We start from the raw sequence: 14,083 nt of genomic DNA, 5'->3' as shown, positions 1-14,083 counted from the left end.
CATAGCGAGGTGTGTTCCCGTGGGCAATGGTCGTGACCGCAGGGGCAACCGCGACGTGGGCCCGGCCGGTTGCAGACCTGGCCCCCACCAGGCAGGCCGAGACGGGAAACAGCTGAGCGGCGGCCGTCCGGCCGCCGCTCGTCGGGAATCCGCCCCCGGGCAGGGGCTCAGAGGTCTCTTGCCATGAGTACGCACATCGTCTCGTGGCGGCGGACCGACCCTTCGGGCCCTTCCTCGTCCCAGGCGTCGGGTTCGCGGCCGTACGCGACATATCCCAGGCGCTCGTACAGCGCGCGAGCCCGGGGGTTGTCCTCCTCCACGGCCAGTTCGGCCCTGCGCAGTCCGCGGTGCCGCACCCGCTGTTCGGCGGCTCGTACGAGCAGCGTCCCCAGGCCGCGCCCCTGCAGCGCCGGAAGCACGGCCAGCTGCCACAGGGTTCCGGCTCCTTCCCGGGCCTGGTAGTCGATGCCGCCGATCGCCACCGGCAGATCCACCGGCGTGCACACGGCGAGGTAGTCCACCTCACCGAGTGCAGCGCGCGCCAGCTCTCGTTCCACACTGCGCAGGTGCGTGGCCGAGCCGGACCAGGTGCAGGCCGGCAGGTCCCGGGGCGACAGATCGCGCACGCCGACGGGCAGGGTGACGGCGGCGTCGGCAAGGTCGTGTCCAGTGCTCACAGCCTGGAGCATGCCGAGCCCGGCGGTGGCACGCCACCGAATTGTCCCGACGCGGCCATCCGTGGGGACGCCGCCCGTCGATTCCCGGAGGCGCGGTGAGAACGCGCCCCGCCCCGCATAGGCTTCGCGGGTGATCATCAAGCATGCCTCCCGCCTCACCGTCATGGCCGCCCTCTTACTGACAGGGATCGGTGTCTCAGGGTGCACCGGCGACACCGACGACCACCGCCCCTCCGACGCCGCATCGGAAGCCTCCGCGCCCGCCCTCGGTGGAAGTACACCGGCGGCAGGATCGTCCTCCGCGGTGAAACCGGCGTCCACCGCCACCGCCGCCGCGCAGCAGTTCGCCCAGGCCCTCGCCCGAGGTGACGCGGAGCTGGCCTGCGGGCTGGCCGACGCCCGGCTCCGTGCAGTCGCGCCCGGCAACTCCTGCGCCGCGGCCTTCGCCGAGCTCGCGGCGGACGACCGGTACGTCTTCACCCAGGCCGCCTGCGTCGACGCGTCGGCCAGCTACAAGGCCGACGGCGACCCGCAGGACACCGCGGACTCCGTCCGTGTCGACATCGACTGCGCACAGGGCTACACGTGGCTCCGTGTCCACCGCGTCGGTTCCGTCTGGCGCGTCACCGACATCAACAGTCCGTGATCGCCGGGCCGGCCCGCCACGCGTGCTCGCCGACCGGGCGACGCCGCAGCGGGCCGGCCTCCGCATCACTGCGCCTCAGCGAACGGTGATGACGAGCTTCCCCGTCGTACGGCCCGTCTCCCCCTGCGCGTGGGCCCGGGCGCCCTCGGCGAGGGGGAAGGTGCCGGAGACGTGGGCGAGGAGCTTGCCCCGGTCGACGAGATCGGCGACGGCACGCATCCCGGCCTGGTCGTGCTCGACCAGCAGGGTGACGGCGCGGACCCGCGCCCTCTCCGCGGCGGCCTCGGTGTCCTCGGCCCCCGGCAGCAGGGAGACGAGGACGCCTCCGGGCCGGAGCACGCCCACGGAGCGGGTGGCGGTCTCCCCGCCGAGGCTGTCGAGGACGACGTCGTAGCGCTCCTCGGTTCCGGCGAAATCCTCGGAGCGGTGGTCGACGCAGGCATCCGCGCCGAGCTCACGCAGGAAGTCGTGCTTCGGGGCGCTCGCCGTCCCGGTGACGTGCGCGCCGCGCTCCTTGGCGATCTGCACGGCGAGGTGGCCGACTCCGCCGGCCGCAGCGTGGATCAGCACCCGCTGCCCGGCGCGGAGGTCCGCGGTCTCGACGAGGGCCTGCCAGGCGGTGAGCGCGGCCAGCGGCAGAGCGGCCGCCTGGACGTGGTCGATCCCGGCGGGCTTGGCGACGAAGGCGCGGGTGGGGCCGGTCACGTACTCGGCGTGGGAGCCGGCTCCGTACGGGTAGGGCAGCATGCCGAACACCTCGTCACCGGGCCGGAAGAGGGTGACGCCGTAGCCGGTCTCCACCACGGTGCCGGAGACGTCCCAGCCGAGGGTCATCGGCGGGGGCGGCAGGAAGACCTTCTGGGCACGGTGCTTGAAGTCCGTGGGGTTGAGTCCGGCCGCGTGTACGGCGACGAGGATCTGCCCGGGACCGGGGGCGGGCCGCGGAAGCTCGGTCAGCCGCAGGACCTCGGGGCCGCCGAGGTCCGTCTGGTGCAGGGCGAGCATCACGGGGGCGCTGTGCGGGGCCGCGGAGGCCGGGGGTTGCGTGGCGGCCGCCGGGTCCGGGGAATGGGGGGTCTCGGAGGTGTGCGTCGGAGTCATGCCTCGATCCTCGCCGCAGGTCCGCCCCGGGGCGATGGCAAGAAGGTCAGCTTCCGATACATTCTTGCCATGCCTGTCCACCTTACCGCCCACCGCCCTGCCGACACCGACACTCCCGCCGGCCGCCCGTCGTCCGCCGCGCCCTCGCGGGCCCCCGACCCCGCCGGACGCGCTGCCGAACTGGACCGGCTGATGCGGCCGGACCCGCGGCCCGGTGCCCACAAGGTCGTCGTCCTCGCCCTCGACGGCGTCTACCCCTTCGAACTCGGCATTCCGCACCGGGTCCTGGGCTCCGCCGACGGCCGCTACGAGGTGCTGTCCGCGAGTGTGGACGGGCAGCCCGTGCGGACCGACTCGGACCTGACCGTGACCCCCGGGAACGGCCCCGAGGTACTGGCCGAGGCGGACACCGTGGTCATCCCCCCGTACGCGATCTCCCGTGCCTCGGCCGCCGTCCCGGACCCGCAGGCCCTCGCCGCCCTCTCCCGTGTCCGGCCCGGCGCCCGTCTGGTGTCCATCTGCACCGGCGCATTCCTCCTGGCCGCCGCCGGTCTCCTGGACGGGCGCCGGGCCACCACCCATTGGGCGCTCACCGACCACTTCCAGGAACTGTTCCCCCGGGTCGAGCTCGACGCCGGAGTGCTCTTCGTCGACCACGGCGACGTGCTGACCTCAGCCGGGGCCGCGAGCGGTGTGGACGTCTGCCTGCACCTGGTGCGCCAGGACCACGGCAGCGAGGTGGCCAACCAGGTCGCCCGCCGCTGCGTCGTGCCGCCGTACCGGGACGGCGGGCAGGCGCAGTACATCGAGCGGCCACTGCCGCCGACCGGCGGAACAGGCACCGGGCCGACCCGTGACTGGGCACTGCAGCGGCTGGAACTGCCCCTGCTGTTGGAGGAGTTGGCCGCACATGCGGCGATGAGCACCCGTACGTTCGCCCGGCGCTTCCGTGAGGAGACCGGGCTGAGCCCCGGCCGCTGGCTGACCCAGCAGCGGCTGCGGCGGGCGCGGCACCTGCTGGAGTCCAGCGATCTGTCGGTGGAGCGGGTCGCCCACGAGGTCGGCTTCGCCACAGCCACCTCACTGCGGCGGCACCTGGCGGCGGAGGCGGGGGTCGCCCCGTCCGCGTACCGGCGCACCTTCCGCGCCTCGGGTCCGGCCTCCGTGCGCGAATCAGCGGCCGCAACCGGACAGGGCCCGCGCGGACGCCGCCTCACAGGGGCCTGACGACGGCGTGGGTCGAGAATCCGCCCGTCGTGACGCTTCCCACGCTGGGTCACCCTGGGCCTTCACACCGCTCCTGCTGACAGCGGCGGCCCTGGTGGCGATACGGCGCCGGACGTCGCTGAGGGAAGGGAAACAGGGCGAAGGGGAACAGGGCGCACTCGCCTGAGGTGGGACTCGCCGGTGCCGCCGACGGTTCTTCTCCGGCCGTCTCGGCCCGTCCGGTCAGGAAGACCACGCCGGGGTTCCGGCTTGACCCTGACGTGCGCGTCAGGGGTTAGCGTCACCGCACCCGGCGGCCGAGGCACGCCGGGACGCTGCCCCCGTACGTGCCGAGGAGGCCGACCATGACCGCAGCACCGCCCCGCACCGCCCGTGAGGTCCGGCTCGCCGCCGTCCCCGAGGGACTGCCCTCGTCCGAACACTTCGCCGTCGTCGAGACGCCGCTGCCCGAGCCCGGTCCGGACCAGGTTCTCGTCAGGAACCGGTACTTCCTGGTCTTCCCCGGTCTGCGCACATTGGTCGGCAAAGAGGCCGACGGCCTGCCGCTGCCGCCACTGCGCGAGGGGGATACGCTGTTCGGTCCTGCCGTCGGCGAGGTCGTGACCGCACCGGCCGGCAGCCCGCTGCGCACCGGTGACACCGTCGTCCACCTGCTCGGCTGGCGGGAGTACGCCCTGGTGCCCGCCGCCGGGTGTGCCCGCGCGGACGACACCCTCCCCGACCCGGTCGCCCACCTGTCCCCGGGGTCGGCAGCCTACGGAGCGCTGACCCGCCTCGCCGAAGTCCGTCCCGGGGACACCGTCTTCGTCACCGGGGCAGCGGGGGCCGTGGGTTCCCTGGCCGGGCAGATCGCCCGGCTGCTGGGCGCGACGAGGGTGATCGGCAGTACCGGCTCACCGGAGAAGGCCGGACGGCTGGTCGCCGAACTCGGCTACGACGCGGTCGTCCTGCGAGGAGCCGGGCCCGTCGCGGACCAGCTGGCACAGGCGGCCCCCGAGGGCATCGACGTCCTGGTGGACACCGTCGCCGGGGAGCAACTGGTCGCGGCGCTCGGCGCGGCACGGCAGGGCGCGCGGTTCGCCCTGGTCGGAACCCTGTCGGGGCAGATGTCGGCGGAACGGACCGACGGCGGAGCACCGGTGGAGATCGACGCCTTCCGCGTCGTCCTCAAGGGCGTCTCGCTGCGCGGGTACAGCGGCGCGGACCACCCCGACGTGGACGGGGAGTGGACCGGTCGCTTCGGCGCGTGGCTGCGCTCCGGTGAGATCTCCTTCCCGCACACACGGATCTCGGGCATCGACCGCGCACCGGGGGCGTTGCGGGACATGATCGAGGGCAGACATTTCGGGGCGGTCGTCGTGGAGCTCTAGGGCTTGTTTCGAAAGTAGCGCCGTCCGCCCGGAGGGCGGGGCCGGCGGCGTCTGGTGCGTGCGATCGCAAGGCGGAGGGTCGCCCCGATACTGGATGTATCGGGGTGATCCCGACAACGCCGCGAGGGTGCGTGCCAGGCGTCGCCGGACAGGCGGGACTTTCGAAACAAGCCCTAGGACGGCCCGACGACCCGCCACGCGGCTTCGGGCGGACAGAGGGCGGGGAGCGGTTCAGGATGCGGATCGGTGACGCGGCGGCGGCGGTCGGCACGACGCCCAGGGCGCTGCGGTTCTACGAGGAGCGCGGGTTGCTGCCCCCGCCGGCCCGTACCGCCTCCGGTCAGCGTGCTTACGGACCGGAGGAGTTGGCACGAGTCCGTGTCATCCGCGAGCTGCTGGCTCTCGGGTTCACCGTCGAGGACCTGCGCGGCTGCGCCGACCGTCTGCATCTGCTCACCCAGGACCCGCCGCCGCGGTGCGGGTCCGACGCCTCGGGCGCGTCCTCGTCCGGGATCGTCCGGCGCAGACTCGCGGCCCTCGACGCGGAGATCGACAGGCTGGTCGGACTGCGCGAGCGCCTGGCGCGGCGTACGTCCGGGGAGGGCCGACCGTCCGGGGAGGGCTGACCGAAAGTGCTGCCGTGACCACCCGGCACGGGGCGATCACGGCAGCGGGACCTTCCTCGGCGCTCAGGGCACCAGCAGGGTCTTGATCATCCCGTCCTGCTTGTCCTGGAAGGTCTTGTACGCCTGGGGGCCTTCTTCGAGCGGCAGCCGGTGCGTGGCGAAGTCGTCGACGCCCAGCGGGTCCTCGTCGGTGAGCAGCGGCAGGATGTCCTCGACCCACCGCCAGACGTTGGCCTGGCCCATCCGGAGCTGGATCTGCTTGTCGAACATGGTCAGCATCGGCAGCGGGTCGGCCGCTCCCCCGTAGACGCCGGACACCGAGATCGTGCCACCCCGGCGCACCACGTCGATCGCCGCCCGGAGTGCCGCCAGCCGGTCGACGCCCATGGTCTCCATGAGGCGTTCCCCGAGGGCGTCGGGCAGCAGCCCCACCGCGCCGTGCGCGGCCTTGGCGACGGGGGCGCCGTGCGCCTCCATGCCCACCGCGTCGATGACCGCGTCGGTGCCCCGTCCGTCCGTCAGATCGCGGATGGCGTCGCCGATGTCCTTGCCGTGCCGACGGAGATCGAGGCACTTCGCTCCGTGCGCGGCGGCGCGGGTCAGGCGCTCGGGCACGAGGTCGACGCCCACCACCAGACCGGCGCCCCGGTGCCGGGCGATCCGGGCGGCCATCGCACCGATCGGGCCGAGACCGAGGACGGTCACCGTGCCGCCGGGCGGGATCGCCGCGTACTCCACGGCCTGCCAGGCGGTGGGCAGTACGTCCGACAGGTAGACGAAACGGTCGTCGGCCGGTCCGTGCGGAACCTTGATCGGAAGGCTGTTCCCGAACGGGACCCGCAGCAGCTCCGCCTGTCCGCCGGGCACTTGGCCGTAGAGCTTGGTGTAGCCGAAGAGAGAGGCCCCGGTGCCGCGTGCGCGGACCTGTGTGGTCTCGCACTGGGACTGCAGGCCCCGGTCGCACATGTAGCAGTGCCCGCACGAGACGTTGAAGGGGATGACCACGCGGTCCCCGGGGGCGAGGGCCGTCACCTCGGGGCCGACCTCCTCCACGATGCCCATGGGCTCGTGGCCGAGGATGTCCCCCGGGTCGAGGTAGGGGCCGAGGACCTCGTACAGGTGGAGGTCCGAGCCGCAGATCCCGGTGGAGGTGATCCTGACGATGATGTCCGTCGGGTCTTCGATCCGGGGATCGGGAACGGTCTCCACCCGGACGTCCCTCTTGCCTTGCCAGGTCAGTGCGCGCATGATCCGACTCCTTTCAGGAGGTATATCGCGATATTTCGAAATCTCTCGCCACGCGGCTGACCGCCCGCCCCCGGTCGGCGTGTCCGCCTGTCCGCCCTCTCCGGCGGCCGGGCGGGGGCGTGCCCCGCCGAGGGGCTCAGAGGAGCAGGGCGTAGGCGAGGAAGAAGGCGGCCACCAGGACGACGACCACGAGGATGGCGGTCAGCGGCCCCTTGCTCCACCCACCGGGGGACGCGTGCCGGGGCCCCGCCTCCGAGGTGCTTCCCTCGGCCGGCGGCGTCTCGCCCGGGGGGACGCCTCCACCGGGCTCGAGACCGGGTGTGTTGCGCGGGTCGGGGTCGGGATTGCCTGTGCTCATACAGGTGCACGTACCCGATCAATACGGGGCCTACCGGAGTACCCCCGTCCAGACGCGCCGCCTTGGTCTCGGCGGACCCGGTGACGATCTTGTCCTTGCCCGCGAAAAGGGGTCCAGGGCCTGTCGCGCGACCCGGGCGGGGTCGTCCTTGTCCTGCTGTCCGATACGGGTGTCGTCCATGTCGGCGCGGTGGGAGAAGTCGGCCTCGGTGGGGCCCGGCACGGGACGGACGTGCTCGGCCACCCACCTGCCCGGCTTCCCACGGATCACCCCCGCCCGGCACGAGGATCCGGCTGGTCCGCGTCGGCGAGACCGGTCACGAACCATGATGCGCACTCCATCGGCAAGCGGCCAACGATGGACCTGCTCCCCACCGTGTACGGCACCGGTCCGACGTGTGGGGCCGGCCGCCCGAGTTTCGCCTCCGGGGCCGAGGGCACCCGCCGTGACGCGCCCGCAGTGTGCGGCGCGATCGGTACACGGACGACATCTGAGGCACGGAGGCACCATGCGCGACAGTTCGCTCGCCCTGCTGACCAAGGGATACGCCTGGCTTCCCGACCGGCGGCGCAGGAGCGGCTTCGCCCCGGTCCGGACCCGCCTCCTGGGCAAGCCGGCGATCGTCCTGCACGGACCGGAAGCGGTCTCCTTCTTCTACGACGAAGCTCATGTGCTTCGTCGGTCGGCCTTGCCGGAGCCGGTCATCGACACCTTGTTCGGCCGCGGGGCGGTCCACACCCTCGACGGCGAGCAGCACCGGGCGCGCAAGGCACTGTTCGTCTCCCTGCTCAAGGACCGTGGCCGGGTCGCCTCGCTGGCCCGCCACGCCGAGGAGGAGTGGGAGGGTGCGCGGTCCGAGTGGGCGGGCCGGGAGGAGGTCGTGCTCTTCGACGAGATGAGCAAGGTGCTGACCCGGGCCGTCTGTTCCTGGGCGGGCCTACCCGGTGAGATCGGGCGGGACGACGCCTTGGCGGAGGACCTCGTGGCGATGGTGGACGGCTTCGCCACCGCGGGACCCCGGCACTGGCGCGCCCGCCGGGCCCGCGACCGCCAGGAGGACCGTCTGGGTCGGCTGATCAGCACATACCGGTCGCCGGAAGCTCTTGAGGGCGTGCCCGACGGCTCGGTTCTGACAAGCGTGGCCTCCCACCGGGACGACGACGGCGCCCTCCTTCACGTCCGTACGGCCGCCGTCGAGCTCCTCAACGTCATCCGGCCGACCGTGGCCGTGTCCTGGTTCCTCACCTTCGGCGCCCACGCGATGCACCGGTGGCCGTCCGTCCGTGAACGGCTGGCCGCGGGTGACGCCTCCTACGCGCTCGCGTTCGCCCAGGAGGTCCGCCGGTTCTATCCCTTCGCACCGTTCCTCGGCGGCCTGGCCTCCGCGGATCTGCGGTGGCAGGGCGAGGAGATCCCTGCCGGGACCATGGTGCTGCTCGACGTCTACGGCCAGAACCACGACCCGGAGCTGTGGGAGGCCCCGTACGTCTTCTCGCCCGAGCGGTTCGTCGGCCGCGAGCCCGGCCGGGACGAGCTGATTCCGCAAGGCGGGGGCGAGGCCGAGTCCGGCCACCGGTGCCCCGGGGAGGACATCACGCTGGCTCTCCTGTGCGCCCTGGGCCCGAAGCTGGCCCGGCTGGAGTACGACGTTCCCGAGCAGGACCTGCGCATTCCGCTGCGGCGCGTGCCGACCCGGCCCCGTAGCGGTTTCGTGATGAGCGGCGTCCAGGCCTGACAGCAGGCCCAGCGGCAGGCCACGCGTGGCCCGGACGACGCCCCGTCAGACCGACGAGCGGGGGGACGGAGGCGGTGAGATGTCGGTCGATCTCGTGGGATTCCTCGGTGTGGTGCTCGTGGCCTACCTGGTCCCCGGCCCGGATTTCCTCCTCGTCGTGAGATCGGCCGCCGAGCACCCCTCGAATGGGCGCGCGGCGGCGCTGGGCGCGCAGAGCGGCCTGTGCGTGCACATGCTGGCCGCCGCACTCGGGCTGTCCTTCGTCGCCGCCCGCTCCCCCGCCGTCTACGACGCGGTCGCGTACTGCGGGGCGGCCTACCTCGTGTACCTCGGTGTCCGTGCGGTCCTCACCGCCCGGCGGCGGACTGCCGAGAGGGCGGACGGGGCCACAGCGCACGAGGAGGCCGGATCCGGCGGCAACCGTGAGAGAGGTCCGCGCACCGGCTTCGCCCAGGGCTTCCTGACCAATGTGCTCAACCCCAAGGCGGCGCTGTTCTTCCTCGGCGTCCTGCCGCAGTTCGTCGACGGCGGCGGTTCGATGACCCGGGGGATCTTCTTCCTCGGCACCCTCGACGTCCTGATCGGGGTCGCCTACTGGTTCGCCGTGGTCGGCGTCGCCGCCCGACTGCGGGCCCTCCTCGCGCGGCCCGCCGTGCGTCGCCGCTGGGAACTGACCACCGGCTGGCTGTTCATCGCCATCGGCGTCGCCGTCGCCACCGCTGCCTGATCGTCGGGGCCGCCCGCGCACGTGCGGGCGAGGCCCCCGGAGCGAACGGGAGCCGCCCCCCGTGTGCGCCTCTCCGCCCGACGGCGGAGGGGCGCGGGTGCTTAGGTGGGAACACCGCCCGCCGGCCGTCGGCGTGCGGCGCCGCCGGGGGGCAGATCCTTCAGGAGGTACACATGGCGGGTACAACTGATCCGCTGCGGGGCCGCGTCGCCGTGGTGACCGGCGCGGCACGCGGTCTGGGTGCGGCGATGGCGCGGGACCTCGCACGCCGGGGCGCCACGGTGGCGCTGCTCGGGCGCGAGGAGTCCACGCTGGCCGAGGTGCGGGACTCCATCCCGGGTCCGGCGGGCTGCTGGGAGGCCGATATCACCGACGAGGCGCGCATGGCGCGGGTGGCCGACGAGGTGCGGGCCCGTTTCGGTCCGGCGTCGGTCCTCGTCGCGAACGCGGGCGTGGCGGAGGGCGGCCCCTTCGCCGAGTCCGATCCGGTGAGCTGGCGGCGTGTCATCGAGGTGAACCTGATCGGCAGCGCGATCAGCGCGCGTGCCTTCCTGCCCCATCTGCGGGCGACGCACGGCTACTACCTGCAGATCGCGTCCCTGGCGTCCATCGGTGCCGCACCCATGATGAGCGCCTACTGCGCCTCGAAGGCGGGCGTCGAGTCGTTCGCGCACGCGCTGCGCGCCGAACTCGCCCACGAGGGCGTAGGGGTGGGCATCGCCTACCTGAACTGGACCGACACCGACATGATCCGTGACGCCGACCAGCATCCCGTGCTGCGGGAACTGCGGGGCCACATGCCCCGGCCCGCGCGCAAGGTCTATCCCGTGGAGGTGGTGGCGGCGCGCATGGTGCGGGCGGTCGAGCACCGCAGCGCCGCCGTGTACGCGCCCGCCTGGCTCCGTGCCACGCAGTTGGTCAGGGCCGCCATGCCACCAGTGGTCACGATGCTCTCCGAGCGGGAGCTGCCGAGGCTGAAGAAGAAGGCGGCGTTCGAGGCGACGGGGCTGCTGGGCGCGGGCGGACGTGCCGACTTCGACGCGCACGGTGGCGCGAAGGGCTGAAGCTCGTTGTCCGTCGGCGCGCCCCGGCAGACGGAGGGCCGTACCGGGCCGCCGTACAGGAGACCGTCGGGCGGACCGCCCGCGTCCATGAGGCGTTCCGGTCCTCGGCCGCAGGCGCACGGGCGGGCCCCGTAAGCACACCGGGCGTCGGGGCCCGGTCAGGTCTGTCGGCCGGTCTTCTCCCGCAGGGCCTGGTCCACCGCCTCGCGCACCCGCTCGTCCTCGCGCCGTGCGCGGCGGGCGCGGGCCCGCCGGACGAGTACGACCGCCGTGACGGCCGCGGCCAGGAGGAGGAGCAGGAGCAGCAGGAGCGTCCAGGGGACGGCCCAGCCGTGGGCGGTGGCCCGGACGGGATCGAGGGCGGTGGTGGAGCCGGCGGCGTCGGTGATGAGCGGGGTGACGGTGACCGCGGCTTCGAGCCGGAAGGCCGGGGTGACGTCGTGGACCGGGACCGTGACCTTCCAGCGCTCGCCGGGCAGCAGCTCCGGCGGTGCGGCGATGTCGCCGGCGTCCGTGCTCAGCGTTCCGAAGGGGCCCGTGAGGGTGACCTTCTGGGTGCCGGAGAGCAGGGCGTTGCCGGTGTTGTGGAGGGTGTAGGTCACCGTGGCGTCGCCCTGGGCGAACGGGTCGGCGGAGCCCTCGTAGCCGACGCGCAGGTCCTCGACGGCGAGTGCGGGCCGCAGGGCTCCGCTGACGCGCAGCTTGATCCGGATGCCGAGGCGGCGGTCGACCGCGATGCCCTCGGTGTCGCCGGGCTGCTTGAGGGAGGTCAGGATGCCGCCCACGTAGTCGCCGGGGGTGGCGTTGCGCGGGACCTCCACCGTGAACGGGATCTCGGCGCTCTTGCCGGGGGCTATCTCGACGCTGTCACCGGTGGCGTGGACCCAGGTGCCGATGGAGGGAGACTTCTTCTCCTGGGTGAGGAGGTCGAGCTGCCCCTTCTCGGTCGTGTAGCCGTCGGCGGCGTAGACCGCGAGACGCAGCGGGTCGGTGCCGTGGTTGGCGACGACCATGGCGTCCTCGACCTTGCCCCCCGGGTTGACGCCGTAGCTGAAGCTCGGCCGGTCGTCACCGAATCCGTTGGCCGCCGTCCGGACCGTCCAGGTGACCTCGCCCTCGGCCGCCCGGGCCTGCCCGGTGGACGTGCCGGCGAGCGCCAGGGCGGTGAGCAGGGTGAGGAGGACGACGCCCAGGAGGGCGGGGGTGGTACGGCGAGGGGGTGCCACTGCGTGCATCTCGGGTCTCTCTCGGAACGGGGGCGTGGCAGGCTCCGGCGGACCGGAGCCTGCCACGCCGGTGGAGCGGGGACGGTCAGCTGCTCAGCGCGGTGATCGTGAGGGTCGCGCGGTAGCCGCCCTTCTGGACGGAGTCCGGGATCTTCAGGTCCAGGTCGGCGCCCAGCCTGGCCGTGCCGCGGGCGTGCCCCTGGGGGGCGGAGCCGAGGCCGCGGGAGACGGCCAGGCCCTCGCCCTTGCCGTCGTAGCCGGAGGGGACCTGCGCACCGGCCTTGGCACCGGCACCCTGGTCGAGGACGTACGGCGTCCAGCCGAGGTAGGAGCCCGCGAACGTCTTGTCGGCGTCCTTGAAGGCGCTCACGTCCGCCGAGACCGCCCACGGGGAGAGCGAGCGGCGGGTGTCCGACACCAGGATGGGGTTGATCTTGCCGGAGGCGGTGAAGTGGTCGCCGTTCTCCTCCTTGGCGGTGCCGAGGTCCACCAGGCCGTTGTAGCCGTCGATGGTCCAGCCGAACTCGCCCGGAGCCGCCTTGGGCACGTTGACCTGGAGGGACTGGCCGTCACCGTTGTACGGGTGGACGCTCACCTTGTCGACGACCGAGCCGACCGGCTGGGCGGCGGTGGTGTTCTTGCACCAGTCGCCCTGCGAGACCTGGGAGTTGGGGGCGTCGCAGTTGCCGCTGCGGATGTTCTCCACGACGAGCTTCTCGTCGCGTACCTGGACCTTGACGTAGGTGCGGACGTGCTCCTGGTTCTGGACCGAGTTGTACCAGTAGCGGTCCGGGTTCAGCGGGTCGGCGCCGTTGCCCGCGCCGCTGGTGCCGCTGGAGTCGGGCGCGGTGATGTCGTAGTACTTCGAGCCCGAGGCGGAGTTGGCCGTGACGTAGAGGACGCCGCCGGGGCCGGGGTAGACGTCGGCCGCGCCGGGCTGCTCCTCGGGGTCGGCCTTCTCCCCGTTCTTGATGAGGTAGCTGCGCGAGTAGCTGTGGTCATGGCCCTGGAGGACCAGGTCGACGCCCAGCTTGGAGAAGGTGGTGGGGAAGTCGACCCGGCGGGCCTTGTTGTCCTTGTCCTTGGCGTGCGAGGCGGGTGAGTAGATCGAGTGGTGGTAGACGAGCACCTTCCACTTGGCCTCGGAACCGTGCTGGTTGATGACGTCCGTGACGTACTTGGTGTGCGCCTCGTCGCCCCCGCCGCCCTGGGAGGTGGCGTAGCTGTTGCTGTTGAGGTCGATGAACAGCACATCCTTGTAGATGTACCAGTAGTTGCCGCCGGAGGTGTTGGAGGCCGGGTCGCCGTTGGCGTACAGACCGCCCGAGCGGTCCGTGTTCGGCGTCGAGAAGTGCTGCTCGTACGCCTTGCCGCCGACGTCGTGGTTGCCGATGGTGGCCGCCCACGGGTACTGGCGCAGCTGGTCGGGTGCCAGGAAGGAGTTCCACTGGGACTCGTTGTTGGCGCTCTCGACCTGGTCGCCGCCGGAGACCAGGATCTCGGCCTTCGGGTTGGCCTTGGTGGCCACGTCCAGGGTGTCCTGCCAACCGGCCTGGTCCTGTGCCAGGTCACCGGAGGAGCCGATCTGCGGGTCGCCGAGGAACAGGAAGTCGTACTCGCCCTCGAAGTCCTGCGTCGTGAAGGAGTACGCCGGGGACCAGTTGCCCTCGGTGCCGACACGGTAGGAGTAAGCGGTGTTCTCCTTGAGGCCGGTGAGGGTGGCGCGGTGGTTGTAACCGCCGCTGGTGGCGATGTTCTTGGCGCCCAGGGCGTCGAAGGTGGCGGAGTCGGCCGGGAACGCGCCACCGGTGAGCTGCGCGGTGGGGGCGAGCTGGACCTTCTGGGCGGTGTCGGCGGCGGAGTACCAGCTGACGGTGCGCTGGGTCTCGTCGGCACCGACGCCCAGGACGATGCCGGAGGCGGTGGTGGACTCGGCCGCACCGGCGGGCGTGGTCTGCCCGCCCGCGAAGGCGACGGTCAGACCGAGGAGAGCGGCGGTGGCACCGGTGGCCACACGGCGCCGGACGGGCCCGTGGGCCTGTCGGGAGGAGTTCGATCTCATGAAGTGTCGTTTCTTC

Annotated in this window: 13 protein-coding genes; 7 read left to right on the top strand and 6 right to left on the bottom strand. The window is 72.6% G+C overall.

The features are described 5' to 3' along the window. Positions 1–167: 167 nt before the first annotated feature. Positions 168–689 (bottom strand): GNAT family N-acetyltransferase, encoded by a 522-nt coding sequence (locus SACTE_RS30490; RefSeq protein WP_019993212.1) that lies wholly within the window; start codon positions 687–689, stop codon positions 168–170. Between the two features lie 118 nt (positions 690–807). Here SACTE_RS30490 and SACTE_RS30485 point away from each other — a divergent pair, with 118 nt between their 5' ends. Next, positions 808–1,323 (top strand): hypothetical protein, encoded by a 516-nt coding sequence (locus SACTE_RS30485; RefSeq protein ID WP_019993211.1) that lies wholly within the window; start codon positions 808–810, stop codon positions 1,321–1,323. A gap of 75 nt (positions 1,324–1,398) precedes the next feature. On the opposite strand, the gene SACTE_RS30480 is transcribed toward SACTE_RS30485, so the two are convergent. Then, entirely contained in the window at positions 1,399–2,328 is a 930-nt protein-coding gene (locus SACTE_RS30480) for an NADP-dependent oxidoreductase (protein WP_176724300.1), read from the bottom strand. A 288-nt stretch (positions 2,329–2,616) separates the two neighbouring features. Here SACTE_RS30480 and SACTE_RS30475 point away from each other — a divergent pair, with 288 nt between their 5' ends. From SACTE_RS30475 to SACTE_RS30465, 3 genes are all read left to right on the top strand, one after another. Then, the gene (locus SACTE_RS30475; RefSeq protein ID WP_014049868.1) at positions 2,617–3,651 is read left to right on the top strand and encodes a helix-turn-helix domain-containing protein; all 1,035 of its coding nucleotides are present in this window, start codon (positions 2,617–2,619) and stop codon (positions 3,649–3,651) included. A gap of 344 nt (positions 3,652–3,995) precedes the next feature. Next, positions 3,996–5,021 (top strand): NADP-dependent oxidoreductase, encoded by a 1,026-nt coding sequence (locus SACTE_RS30470; protein WP_014049867.1) that lies wholly within the window; start codon positions 3,996–3,998, stop codon positions 5,019–5,021. A gap of 236 nt (positions 5,022–5,257) precedes the next feature. Beyond that, positions 5,258–5,647 carry a MerR family transcriptional regulator gene (locus SACTE_RS30465; RefSeq protein WP_014049866.1) on the top strand — a complete coding sequence of 130 codons (390 nt, stop codon included), beginning with the start codon at positions 5,258–5,260 and terminating at the stop codon, positions 5,645–5,647. Between the two features lie 63 nt (positions 5,648–5,710). On the opposite strand, the gene SACTE_RS30460 is transcribed toward SACTE_RS30465, so the two are convergent. Together SACTE_RS30460 and SACTE_RS30455 are read right to left on the bottom strand one after the other, a co-directional pair. Continuing rightward, positions 5,711–6,895 carry a zinc-dependent alcohol dehydrogenase gene (locus SACTE_RS30460; protein WP_014049865.1) on the bottom strand — a complete coding sequence of 395 codons (1,185 nt, stop codon included), beginning with the start codon at positions 6,893–6,895 and terminating at the stop codon, positions 5,711–5,713. A 136-nt stretch (positions 6,896–7,031) separates the two neighbouring features. Then, a complete protein-coding gene (locus SACTE_RS30455; RefSeq protein WP_014049864.1) occupies positions 7,032–7,253 on the bottom strand; it encodes a DUF6480 family protein in 222 nt (73 codons plus the stop codon). A 508-nt stretch (positions 7,254–7,761) separates the two neighbouring features. Here SACTE_RS30455 and SACTE_RS30450 point away from each other — a divergent pair. The 3 genes from SACTE_RS30450 (at position 7,762) to SACTE_RS30440 (ending at position 10,779) form a co-directional block, all read left to right on the top strand. Continuing rightward, positions 7,762–8,988 (top strand): cytochrome P450, encoded by a 1,227-nt coding sequence (locus SACTE_RS30450; RefSeq protein WP_014049863.1) that lies wholly within the window; start codon positions 7,762–7,764, stop codon positions 8,986–8,988. A gap of 79 nt (positions 8,989–9,067) precedes the next feature. Continuing rightward, positions 9,068–9,715: a LysE family translocator gene (locus SACTE_RS30445; RefSeq protein WP_014049862.1), complete on the top strand. Its 648-nt coding sequence runs from the start codon at positions 9,068–9,070 to the stop codon at positions 9,713–9,715. Between the two features lie 173 nt (positions 9,716–9,888). Further along, positions 9,889–10,779, top strand: a complete 891-nt coding sequence (locus SACTE_RS30440) for an SDR family oxidoreductase (RefSeq protein WP_014049861.1) — start codon at positions 9,889–9,891, stop codon at positions 10,777–10,779. A gap of 158 nt (positions 10,780–10,937) precedes the next feature. Here the strand turns inward: SACTE_RS30440 and SACTE_RS30435 are convergent, their stop codons facing one another. Next, positions 10,938–12,014: a DUF916 domain-containing protein gene (locus SACTE_RS30435; RefSeq protein WP_014049860.1), complete on the bottom strand. Its 1,077-nt coding sequence runs from the start codon at positions 12,012–12,014 to the stop codon at positions 10,938–10,940. A gap of 76 nt (positions 12,015–12,090) precedes the next feature. Beyond that, entirely contained in the window at positions 12,091–14,067 is a 1,977-nt protein-coding gene (locus SACTE_RS30430) for a metallophosphoesterase family protein (RefSeq protein ID WP_014049859.1), read from the bottom strand. Between the last annotated feature and the right edge of the window lie 16 nt (positions 14,068–14,083).

Source organism: Streptomyces sp. SirexAA-E (assembly GCF_000177195.2).
In the GTDB taxonomy this organism is placed as follows: domain Bacteria; phylum Actinomycetota; class Actinomycetes; order Streptomycetales; family Streptomycetaceae; genus Streptomyces; species Streptomyces flavovirens.
This window is presented reverse-complemented; position numbering and strand designations above follow the sequence as displayed.

What these genes read in the sequence shown, in the direction of transcription:
- SACTE_RS30490 (WP_019993212.1), bottom strand. Translation starts at nt 689, where the DNA reads ATGCTCCAGGCTGTGAGCACTGGACACGACCTTGCCGACGCCGCCGTC.
- SACTE_RS30430 (WP_014049859.1), bottom strand. Translation starts at nt 14,067, where the DNA reads ATGAGATCGAACTCCTCCCGACAGGCCCACGGGCCCGTCCGGCGCCGT.
- SACTE_RS30470 (WP_014049867.1), top strand. Translation starts at nt 3,996, where the DNA reads ATGACCGCAGCACCGCCCCGCACCGCCCGTGAGGTCCGGCTCGCCGCC.
- SACTE_RS30480 (WP_176724300.1), bottom strand. Translation starts at nt 2,328, where the DNA reads ATGCTCGCCCTGCACCAGACGGACCTCGGCGGCCCCGAGGTCCTGCGG.
- SACTE_RS30475 (WP_014049868.1), top strand. Translation starts at nt 2,617, where the DNA reads ATGCGGCCGGACCCGCGGCCCGGTGCCCACAAGGTCGTCGTCCTCGCC.
- SACTE_RS30460 (WP_014049865.1), bottom strand. Translation starts at nt 6,895, where the DNA reads ATGCGCGCACTGACCTGGCAAGGCAAGAGGGACGTCCGGGTGGAGACC.
- SACTE_RS30455 (WP_014049864.1), bottom strand. Translation starts at nt 7,253, where the DNA reads ATGAGCACAGGCAATCCCGACCCCGACCCGCGCAACACACCCGGTCTC.
- SACTE_RS30450 (WP_014049863.1), top strand. Translation starts at nt 7,762, where the DNA reads ATGCGCGACAGTTCGCTCGCCCTGCTGACCAAGGGATACGCCTGGCTT.
- SACTE_RS30465 (WP_014049866.1), top strand. Translation starts at nt 5,258, where the DNA reads ATGCGGATCGGTGACGCGGCGGCGGCGGTCGGCACGACGCCCAGGGCG.
- SACTE_RS30440 (WP_014049861.1), top strand. Translation starts at nt 9,889, where the DNA reads ATGGCGGGTACAACTGATCCGCTGCGGGGCCGCGTCGCCGTGGTGACC.
- SACTE_RS30435 (WP_014049860.1), bottom strand. Translation starts at nt 12,014, where the DNA reads ATGCACGCAGTGGCACCCCCTCGCCGTACCACCCCCGCCCTCCTGGGC.
- SACTE_RS30445 (WP_014049862.1), top strand. Translation starts at nt 9,068, where the DNA reads ATGTCGGTCGATCTCGTGGGATTCCTCGGTGTGGTGCTCGTGGCCTAC.